Here is a 5661-nt window from a genome sequence, read left to right as displayed (position 1 = left end):
AAAGTATGCAGATTGACAGAAAACCAATAGAAAAGGCTACAAAGGGAGATGTCATAGGTCTTAAAACCGTGGAAAAGGTTAGGGAGGGAGATAAGGTATACGTTATGGTTGAGGTTGAGAACGAAGTAAAGGCTTTAAGTTAAAATCTCCTTTTATGGAAAAAAGAACTTTCTTTGTTTTGGTTTTACTCTCACTTCTTTCCTTCATTCCCCATATAAACGATTTTCCCTTTCGGGGTGAGGAGGCAACGAGGACGGTAGTAGCTTACGAAATGGCTCACTCCGGAAACTACTTTCAGCCAACAATACTCGGGGATAACTACTACAACAAACCTCCCCTCTTTAACTGGTTTATAGTAATCGCCTCAAAGTTTATAGGTTGGGATATCATAACTGCGAGGTCGGTAACCCTTTTCTTTACCCTTTTAAATACCTTACTCGTCTATACTTTGGCAAGGAGGATTTTAGGGGATAAAAAAGTAGCATTCCTGTCCGCCGGTATATTCATAACCTTTTCCGACGTTCTCTTTTGGTACGGTTGGCTTGCGGAAATAGATATGGCTTTATCCTTTTTCGTTACTCTCCTCTTTTACCAAGTGTACCTTTTTTACAAGACGGAAAAACCTGTTTACTTATACACCTCCTCATTTCTTACCGGTTTAGCTTTTATGATAAAGGGTTTTCCCGCTTTCGCCTTTTTCGGTCTAAGTCTTATCTCCGTAGCACTTTTCAAGCGAAAAGTCTCATTACTCTTTAAGCCTCATGCTCTTTTTTCCTACGTTCTTGCCTTGGCCCTTTCCCTATGGTGGCTTCCCTTTTCGGAAAATCCCACCTTTTACATAAGAAGGTTATGGGAGGAGAGTTTCAGCAGAGTTGAGAGCTCCAAAAATATAGAAAAGTTTCTTGAGCACCTCATTACTTATCCCCTTCTCAACGTAAAACAAACCCTTCCCGCATCCCTTTTCGTTCTGGGAACACTGCTTTCAAGAAGGGTAAAACTGCAGAAAGATGTAAAGTTTCTTTTACTCCTTCTTTTTATTAACTACATTCCCTACCTTATATCCGCAACGAGCAGAGGAAGATACGTCCTTCCGCTGTTTCCCGTTCTTGCAGTTGTTTTCGGATACGTAATAAAGGAGTTTCTCACTGATAAGTGGAAAAAAGCTCTCGTTTTTAGTATGTTCTTTTTCGTATTTATCCGATTTCTCTACGGGTTTATTTACCTTCCATACCTTGACGAGAGGAGAGGAAAGCCTAAGGAGAGGGCAAAGGAGGTTTACGAACTCGTTAAAGACGCAAAGGTTGCCTGCGATTGTCCGAACATTAAGGATTTTTGCTTATACGTTGGGTTTTTAAAAGGTGAGGTGCTCCTCAAAAGTAAGTATGTGAAGGAGTGGGAGTATTTGATTGATTGCAAAAAGAAGAACTTTTCTCTCGTTAATAGTTTTAAGGTAAACCATAAAAATGTATACTTGTATAAGAGATATGGTAGCGTTTACGCTTATACTGGTCGGTTTGCTTTTTGCCCAGCCTTGGTATCTGAAGGACTGCATAAATAAGGTAGTTGACGGAGAAGTAGCTCTTAGGGAAGCGAAACCTTACACGGGAAAGGTTTATAAGCTGTATCTTACGAAGAGGAAAAAAACGGGGGAGTGTTTATACAAGGTGAAGGGTGTTAGGGGAACAGCCATAATTGATGGAGTGAGCGGTAAACTCGTGAAGTTTTACAAAAAGGAGTAAGATGGCTTACTTTCCCTTGTTTGTAAACCTCAAGGGCAAAAAAGTCCTCGTAGTTGGAGGAGGCAGGGTAGGAACACGTAAGGTAATGAGCCTCCTTTCCTTCGGAGCAAGTGTAAAGGTTGTTTCTCCAGAATTTACGAAGGAACTTCTCCTTCTGGGAAAAGAGGGAAAAGTGCAGCTTATAAAGAGGAAGTTCAGACCTTCAGACCTCAAGGAGGTAGATATAGTTGTCGTTGCGGTGGATAACCTAAGACTCCAGGAAAGAATTTACAGGCTGTGTAAGAAAAGGAAGATTCTTTGCAACTCCGTAGACTCACCCAAGTTCTGTAATTTTATCTTCTCCTCGGTTATAAGGAGAGGTGAGCTCGTAATAGGTATCTCAACCTCCGGAAAGGTTCCCGCACTTTCAAGAGCATTAAGGGAGAAGCTTGAGGAGTGTATTCCCGAAAATATAGAGAAAACCCTAAAGGAGCTCAGTAAACTCAGACGTTCAATGAAGAAGGGAGAAGAAAGACAGAGAAGACTTTTAAGCGAAGCGAGGAAAAGACTTAAAACTTCTTAACTTTTATACCGTACTTCTTTATTCTGTAGTCAAGCTGTCTTAAGGTGTATCCGAGTAGCTTTGCTGCACGTGACTTTACATATCCCGTTTTTTCAAGGGCTTCTATTATCCTCTTCTTTTCTGTTTCCTCTATGAATTTCTGAAGGTCTCCCTTTGGCTTACTCTTATCCTTCCTGAGGTATTCGGGTAGGTCTGTCATATCAACTCTTCCCTCGTTCAGTATAACGAGCCTCTCTATAATGTTTGATAACTCTCTAACGTTTCCGGGGTAATCATACTCAAGGAGTGTTTCCAGAGCTTCCTTTGTAAGGTAAACCTCCTTTCCGTATTTCTCGTTAAACTCCTTAAGGAAGTGCTGTATGAGAAGGGGAATATCTTCCTTCCTCTCCCTCAGCGGTGGAACGTATATAGGTATTACGTTAAGTCTGTAGTATAGGTCTTCCCTGAACTTTCCTTCTTCTACGAGTTTCTTAAGGTCTTTGTTGGTTGCCGCTATAATTCTTACATCAACCTTTATGGTCTTCTCGCTTCCGAGCCTTTCTATTTCTTTGTCCTGAAGAACTCTGAGAATTTTTGCCTGGAGGCTGAGAGGCATATCTCCTATCTCGTCAAGGAATATAGTTCCCCCGTTTGCAAGCTCAAATTTTCCCTTCTTCGGCGTGTAGGCTCCCGTAAATGCCCCCTTCTCGTATCCGAACAGCTCCGCTTCAAGGAGGTTCTCGGGTATCGCGGCACAGTTTACCGTAACGAAGGGTTTATCCTTCCTCGGACTTTCGTAATGAATCGTTCGGGCTATCAAACTCTTACCGGTTCCGCTTTCCCCGAGAAGTAGAACGGTGCTGTCACTTTTTGCCACTTTTTCTACAATCTCTATTAACTGCCTTACCGCTTTACTTCTTCCTATTATCCCGTGCAGGGTATACTTCTCTTGGAGCTCTCTCGTAAGGAGTTTTTTCTCCTCTTCCCACTCCTTTCTTTCCTTCTCCATCTTTTCGTGGAGCTTAAAGAACATCCCGAGGAGGTTTCCTATAACACTTAAGGTTTCAAGGAACTTCTCAACGCTCTCGGTATTCTCAAACTCCTTGAACGTAACGAGAACTCCCTCTATCTCCCCGCCTACTTTTACGGGAGCCGCAACAAGGTAATGTTTATCAGTCAGATACCTTCCTATTCCCGTTTTATTTACGAAAATTCCGCTTTTTTTAACAGAAGGTATAACGACAGGTGTCCCGCTCTTGAAAACTTTTCCGGTTACCCCTTCACCCCTCTTGAAAGATACAAGTTTCCCGGGGATGTATCCGAAGAAGCTCCTTATTTTTATGCTTTTTCCCTCCTTTACCGCTATAAAGCTATAATCAACTCCTACGTAAGAGTAAAGTATTTTTAAAACCTCCCTCAGGCTCTTATCAAAGGTAAGCTCCCCCGATAAAATCTTGGTTATCTCATTGACTACATACAGCTCCCTTAACTTTAACGCTCTCATAGGATAATTAATTTAGTTTCTCAAGAACCTTCTTCGGGATATACTTTCTGACGATTTTTACGTTAAGAATTCTTTTAGTAAAATCCGGGAAAACCTTGTGAAGACAGTAAAGCGAAGGTATAAAGAAAGGTGAGGAAGGAACTAAAGGAAGCAGAAGACCTATAACACCGAGTATAAAGAGAACAACGAAGCAGACAAAGTAAACGAACTTCATGGTTAACCTAACCTACGCTTTAAAAGATAGTGAACACTTATCACACCGAAAAGGTAAATCAAAAGGAGATTTGTAAAGGTTATGAAGTAGGAAAACAATCCTATAGGAGGGAGCAGAAAGGTTGCCACTCCCTGTGCTATGAAGATAAGTAGGGAAATAGCACCTATCACAAAGGAAGAGAGTAAAACCTCAAGGGAAAAGCTTAGCTTCCAAAGGAGCCTTGAAAAGGGAGCAGTTAAGAATAACGTAAAGTAATCCTCGGGCTTTTTAGCTTCTATTACCGTTCTTGCGAAGAAAGAGGGGTAAGAAGTTACAACCGAGAAGTAAATAAAGAGTGCGAGGATTACACCTAAAACCAGAAAAAGGGGTGAGGGTGTTGTTCCGAACGTCAGGAAGGATATCCCGAATAGAAGACCGAGAAAGAGAAGAAGGAAGACAACAATTATTAAAACAGCTATGCTAATGAGATATGTTGCTAACGTTAGCATAAAGGCCTCTCTCACGTAGGAGAACGCATCACCGTATCTGAGTTTCTCAACCTCCTTTCCGAAACTTTCCTCCTCCCCTTCCACCTTAAGGTATATCTTTGAGAAAAGTATTATCAGACTGAAGTTTATTAAGTTCTGAAAGAAGAAAGAGAAAACGCCTATCAGGGGAATGAATATAACGAAGTTAAGGAGCGTGAAAATAAAGAGTATAAAGAGGGTTAGTTTATAGTTCCCGGATAAGGCTATGAGCCAAATCCTGAAGGCCTTTTTCCAGAGCATTTTAAAATGATACTATGAGAATTCTCGCCGTCGGTGATATCATCGGAAGGCCCGGAAGAAGGGCACTCAGGGAACTTCTTCCGAGACTAAAGGAGGAGATAGCTTACGACGTTGTTATCGTTAACGTTGAAAACGCCGCAGGGGGTTTCGGACTAACAAAGAAAGTTTACGAAGAGCTTTTAGACCTGGGAGTTGACGTTATGACCTCCGGAAATCACATATGGGATAAAAAAGAGATATACCAGTTCATAGATAACGCTCCGAATCTATTGAGACCTGCAAACTACCCCCAAGGAGTCCCGGGGAGAGGATACGGAGTTTTCAGTAAAAACGGGGTTAAGTTCAGTGTAGTTAACCTTATGGGAAAGGTGTTTATGGACTGCAACCTTGATAACCCCTTTAAAACCTTTGATAGGATATACGAAGAGCTTTCAAAGGAGACGAAAATTATAATTGTTGACTTTCATGCAGAGGCAACCTCCGAGAAGTGGGCGTTCGGGATATACGTTGATGGGAGAGCCTCCTTCGTTTACGGAACCCATACCCACGTTCCCACCGCTGACGAGTTCATACTTAAAAAGGGAACAGCTTACGTCTCTGACGTTGGCATGACCGGTGTATGGTATTCCGCCATAGGTATGAAGCCAAAAGAGGCAATAGAGCGATTCTTATTGAGCCTCCCGAGGAGATTTGAGGTTGAAGACAAGGGAGAGATAATGTTTAACGCTGTTCTCGTTGAGGTAGATGAGGAAAGCGGGAAGGCAAAGAAGATAGAAAGAATACAGAGGCTAATATGAAGCTACTTTTATTACTCATTACCCTTCTTTTTGCCTTCGGCGGAATAGCCGAAAAGTATGAGCTTTACGCAGAATTCCTGAAAACCAAAGATGTAAATC

Annotated in this window: 7 protein-coding genes; 4 read left to right on the top strand and 3 right to left on the bottom strand. The window is 41.8% G+C overall.

Translation table 11 applies throughout. The features are described from left to right. The first annotated feature begins 154 nt into the window (after nt 1–154). Genes ACWB1W_RS03215 through ACWB1W_RS03205 form a run of 3 tightly spaced genes read left to right on the top strand, consistent with a single transcriptional unit; the run spans nt 155 to nt 2301 of the window. Complete coding sequence (locus ACWB1W_RS03215; protein WP_479369957.1) at nt 155–1558, top strand: ArnT family glycosyltransferase; 1404 nt, start codon at nt 155–157, stop codon at nt 1556–1558. Next, nucleotides 1485–1739: a hypothetical protein gene (locus ACWB1W_RS03210; RefSeq protein ID WP_479369956.1), complete on the top strand. Its 255-nt coding sequence runs from the start codon at nt 1485–1487 to the stop codon at nt 1737–1739. Before ACWB1W_RS03215 ends, ACWB1W_RS03210 begins: the two co-directional genes overlap by 74 nt. Nucleotide 1740: 1 nt before the next feature. Then, a complete protein-coding gene (locus tag ACWB1W_RS03205; RefSeq protein ID WP_479369955.1) occupies nt 1741–2301 on the top strand; it encodes a precorrin-2 dehydrogenase/sirohydrochlorin ferrochelatase family protein in 561 nt (186 codons plus the stop codon). On the opposite strand, the gene ACWB1W_RS03200 is transcribed toward ACWB1W_RS03205, so the two are convergent. From ACWB1W_RS03200 to ACWB1W_RS03190, 3 genes are read right to left on the bottom strand one after another with little or no spacing between them, the layout of a single operon-like run. Continuing rightward, complete coding sequence (locus tag ACWB1W_RS03200; RefSeq protein ID WP_479369954.1) at nt 2288–3784, bottom strand: sigma-54 interaction domain-containing protein; 1497 nt, start codon at nt 3782–3784, stop codon at nt 2288–2290. The genes ACWB1W_RS03205 and ACWB1W_RS03200 overlap by 14 nt on opposite strands. A gap of 7 nt (nt 3785–3791) precedes the next feature. Further along, the gene (locus ACWB1W_RS03195; protein ID WP_479369953.1) at nt 3792–3998 is read right to left on the bottom strand and encodes a DUF454 family protein; all 207 of its coding nucleotides are present in this window, start codon (nt 3996–3998) and stop codon (nt 3792–3794) included. A 2-nt stretch (nt 3999–4000) separates the two neighbouring features. After that, entirely contained in the window at nt 4001–4765 is a 765-nt protein-coding gene (locus ACWB1W_RS03190; RefSeq protein ID WP_479369952.1) for a hypothetical protein, read from the bottom strand. Between the two features lie 14 nt (nt 4766–4779). Between ACWB1W_RS03190 and ACWB1W_RS03185 the strand changes: the two genes are divergently transcribed. Then, the gene (locus tag ACWB1W_RS03185; protein ID WP_479369951.1) at nt 4780–5562 is read left to right on the top strand and encodes a TIGR00282 family metallophosphoesterase; all 783 of its coding nucleotides are present in this window, start codon (nt 4780–4782) and stop codon (nt 5560–5562) included. The last annotated feature ends 99 nt before the right edge of the window (nt 5563–5661 follow it).

This window comes from Aquifex sp. (assembly GCF_056494385.1).
Note: the sequence above shows the minus strand (reverse complement) of the source record. Positions and strands in the feature narration are given on the sequence as shown.

Coding starts and splice junctions, on each gene's coding strand:
- ACWB1W_RS03190 (WP_479369952.1), bottom strand. CDS start 4,765: ATGCTCTGGAAAAAGGCCTTCAGGATTTGGCTCATAGCCTTATCCGGG.
- ACWB1W_RS03200 (WP_479369954.1), bottom strand. CDS start 3,784: ATGAGAGCGTTAAAGTTAAGGGAGCTGTATGTAGTCAATGAGATAACC.
- ACWB1W_RS03210 (WP_479369956.1), top strand. CDS start 1,485: ATGGTAGCGTTTACGCTTATACTGGTCGGTTTGCTTTTTGCCCAGCCT.
- ACWB1W_RS03215 (WP_479369957.1), top strand. CDS start 155: ATGGAAAAAAGAACTTTCTTTGTTTTGGTTTTACTCTCACTTCTTTCC.
- ACWB1W_RS03185 (WP_479369951.1), top strand. CDS start 4,780: ATGAGAATTCTCGCCGTCGGTGATATCATCGGAAGGCCCGGAAGAAGG.
- ACWB1W_RS03205 (WP_479369955.1), top strand. CDS start 1,741: ATGGCTTACTTTCCCTTGTTTGTAAACCTCAAGGGCAAAAAAGTCCTC.
- ACWB1W_RS03195 (WP_479369953.1), bottom strand. CDS start 3,998: ATGAAGTTCGTTTACTTTGTCTGCTTCGTTGTTCTCTTTATACTCGGT.